Here is a 3,931-nt window from a genome sequence, read left to right on the forward strand (position 1 = left end):
TCTGTTTGACATCGTAAAGAGAAGATTTGTTCGAACTTCATAGCCCGCAAGGGGTGTGATTTGTCGCGGGAGACGCTCAATCTCCCGCATATGATGGGTTTGCCTAACCGCACCCTCGAACCGATCTCGAGAAGCTGGTCTTTTTGTGCCAATGCCATCAGGCGACAATCCTGCACAGGATTTAGCTGAAGCGACGATCTCTTCGAGATCGCGCTGGGCGACGATCTCTTCGAGATCGCGCGATGGGTATTGGCAATGAGAACGATCAAGTGTCTTAAGGGCAATTGGTGGATGCCTTGGCATGCACAGGCGATGAAGGACGTGATACGCTGCGATAAGCTACGGGGAGGTGCGAATACCCTTTGATCCGTAGATTTCCGAATGGGGAAACCCACCTAAGGTGCTTGGAAAATCAGAGCAGCAGGTAATTGGCGCGAGATCCCAAAAGGATTGAGCGTTAAGCGACGATCTCTTTGAGATCGCGCAGACTTGCTGCTGTGGTTTCCAAGTATCTGTTATAGGTAACTTATCCTGAATACATAGGGATAAAGTGGCGAACGCGGGGAACTGAAACATCTAAGTACCCGTAGGAAAGGACATCAACCGAGACTCCGGCAGTAGTGGCGAGCGAACCCGGACCAGGCCAGTGGCGATGATGAGACAAGCGGAACCTTCTGGAAAGTAGGGCCATAGTGGGTGACAGCCCCGTACGCGTAATGCAAATCATCGTCCTCGAGTAAGGCGGGACACGTGAAATCCTGTCTGAAATTGGGGGGACCACCCTCCAAGCCTAAGTACTCGTGCATGACCGATAGCGAACTAGTACCGTGAGGGAAAGGTGAAAAGCACCCCGACAAGGGGAGTGAAAGAGTACCTGAAACCGATTGCCTACAAACAGTGGGAGTCCAAGGTTCGTCCTGGGTGACCACGTACCTTTTGTATAATGGGTCAGCGACTTAGTGTGACGAGCAAGCTTAAACCGCTAGGTGTAGGCGCAGCGAAAGCGAGTCTGAACAGGGCGTTCAGTTCGTCGCATTAGACCCGAAACCGAGTGATCTAGCCATGAGCAGGTTGAAGGTAAGGTAACACTTACTGGAGGACCGAACCCATAACTGTTGCAATAGTTCGGGATGACTTGTGGCTAGGGGTGAAAGGCCAATCAAACTCGGAAATAGCTGGTTCTCCGCGAAATCTATTTAGGTAGAGCGTCGACCGAATACCCCAGGGGGTAGAGCACTGGATGGGCTAGGGGTCCTCACCGGATTACCAAACCTAACCAAACTCCGAATACCTGGGAGTACTAGTCGGCAGACACACGGCGGGTGCTAACGTCCGTCGTGAAAAGGGAAACAACCCTGACCTACAGCTAAGGTCCCCAAGTTATGGCTAAGTGGGAAAGGATGTGAGGATCCCAAAACAACCAGGATGTTGGCTTAGAAGCAGCCATCATTTAAAGAAAGCGTAACAGCTCACTGGTCTAAATAAGGGTCTTTGCGCCGAAAATGTAACGGGGCTCAAGCCATACACCGAAGCTTAGGGTTCGTGAGCAATCACGAGCGGTAGCGGAGCGTTCTGTAAGCTGATGAAGCCATACCCGTGAGGGGTGGTGGAGGTATCAGAAGTGCGAATGCTGACATGAGTAACGTAAGGGGAGTGAGAGACTCCCCCGCCGAAAGTCCAAGGGTTCCTGCTTAAAGCTAATCTGAGCAGGGTTAGCCGGCCCCTAAGTCGAGGCAGAAATGCGTAGACGATGGGAACCACGTTAATATTCGTGGGCCTGGAGGAAGTGACGGATCATTGAGGTAGTCCAATCTTATCGGATTGAACGGGCTGCTGCGTGGTTCCAGGAAATAGCTCCTCCTTATAGACCGTACCCGAAACCGACACTGGTGGACTGGTAGAGTATACCAAGGCGCTTGAGAGAACTATGCTGAAGGAACTCGGCAAATTGCACGCGTAACTTCGGAAGAAGCGTGACCCTTTTCCACGCAAGTGGAGGAGGGTGGCACAGACCAGGGGGTAGCGACTGTTTATCAAAAACACAGGGCTCTGCGAAGTCGCAAGACGACGTATAGGGTCTGACGCCTGCCCGGTGCTGGAAGGTTAAGAGGAGGGGTGCAAGCTCTGAATCGAAGCCCCAGTAAACGGCGGCCGTAACTATAACGGTCCTAAGGTAGCGAAATTCCTTGTCGGGTAAGTTCCGACCTGCACGAATGGCGTAACGACTTCCCCGCTGTCTCCAGCATAGACTCAGTGAAATTGAATTCCCCGTGAAGATGCGGGGTTCCTGCGGTTAGACGGAAAGACCCCGTGCACCTTTACTATAGCTTTACATTGGCATTCGTAGTGGCATGTGTAGGATAGGTGGTAGGCTTTGAAACCTGGGCGCCAGCTCAGGTGGAGCCACCCTTGAAATACCACCCTTATCACTATGGATGTCTAACCGCGGCCCGTCATCCGGGTCCGGGACAATGTATGGTGGGTAGTTTGACTGGGGCGGTCGCCTCCTAAAGAGTAACGGAGGCGCGCGATGGTGGGCTCAGAACGGTCGGAAATCGTTCGCTGAGTGCAATGGCATAAGCCTGCCTGACTGCGAGACTGACAAGTCGAGCAGAGACGAAAGTCGGTCATAGTGATCCGGTGGTCCCGCGTGGAAGGGCCATCGCTCAACGGATAAAAGGTACGCCGGGGATAACAGGCTGATGACCCCCAAGAATCCATATCGACGGGGTTGTTTGGCACCTCGATGTCGACTCATCGCATCCTGGGGCTGGAGCAGGTCCCAAGGGTATGGCTGTTCGCCATTTAAAGCGGTACGTGAGTTGGGTTCAGAACGTCGTGAGACAGTTCGGTCCCTATCTGCCGTGGGTGTAGGAATATTGAAAGGATCTGTCCCTAGTACGAGAGGACCGGGATGGACGGATCTCTGGTGGACCTGTTGTGGCGCCAGCCGCATAGCAGGGTAGCTATATCCGGACGGGATAACCGCTGAAGGCATCTAAGCGGGAAACCCACCTTAAAACGAGTATTCCCTGAGAACCGTGGAAGACGACCACGTTGATAGGCCGGGTGTGGAAGAGCGGCAACGCTTGAAGCTTACCGGTACTAATAGTTCGATCGGCTTGATCGTTCTCATTCCCTATGCCCATTTTGGGCGACAATCCTTCGGATTGCGCCGCGCGACAATCCTTCGGATTGCGCCGAGATGGTCTGTTCTCACTCACGCTTGTTCCGCCCTGGGGCGGCGCTACGTGGGTGCGGCGCATCGGCGCCGACGGTCGGTCGACCTTGCGAAGCTTCGCTTCGAAAGGCGCCAAGACCAAAGAACGGTAAAGGCACACATAAGACCAGCGAACAGCTCAGGAGAGAGCAGAAAATAGGGTCCCCTATTCGCTACTCTCTCATCGCTATTCGCTCAAAAAGCTTCTCGAGCAACGTGCGCTTTGCCGACCTGGTGGTTATGGCGGAGCGGCTGCACCCGATCCCATTCCGAACTCGGCCGTGAAACGCTCCAGCGCTGATGGTACTTCGTCTCAAGACGCGGGAGAGTAGGTCGCTGCCAGGTCTGCAAAACGCACGTTGCAAAAAAATCAAAATCTTCTCTCTACCAAAAGGCCCGCCAATCGGGAGCCCGGGCCGCGCAAGCGGCCCTTTCAGTTGGCGCAAGCTTGATTCCAGTGAGCCAAGGCTTACTTCTGACGTTGACGCGGGGTGGAGCAGCGCCCCGTCCGCTCGCAAAGGCCGAAGGCCTCAAGGACGGACAAAACAAAAAAGTCCGGGCTGCCCGGCCGGCATTCGCCGTCTAGTTGACGCGGGGTGGAGCAGCCCGGTAGCTCGTCAGGCTCATAACCTGAAGGTCACAGGTTCAAATCCTGTCCCCGCAACCAAATCCACAAAACGGCCCGCATCACGCGGGCCGTTTTGCGTTTGC

Annotated in this window: 1 tRNA gene and 2 rRNA genes; all 3 read left to right on the forward strand. The window is 54.3% G+C overall.

Features of this window, described 5'->3' with window-relative positions:
* Positions 1–263: 263 nt before the first annotated feature.
* The 3 genes from AC0L2Z_RS34645 to AC0L2Z_RS34655 all read left to right on the forward strand — a co-directional run bounded on the left by AC0L2Z_RS34645 (position 264) and on the right by AC0L2Z_RS34655 (position 3,887).
* A 23S ribosomal RNA gene (locus AC0L2Z_RS34645) occupies positions 264–3,130 on the forward strand.
* 320 nt (positions 3,131–3,450) lie between these two features.
* Positions 3,451–3,565: ribosomal RNA gene (gene rrf, locus AC0L2Z_RS34650) — 5S ribosomal RNA — on the forward strand.
* A 245-nt stretch (positions 3,566–3,810) separates the two neighbouring features.
* Positions 3,811–3,887, forward strand: a tRNA-Met gene (locus AC0L2Z_RS34655).
* Positions 3,888–3,931: the final 44 nt, after the last annotated feature.

It is taken from the genome of Mesorhizobium sp. WSM4850 (assembly GCF_055811735.1).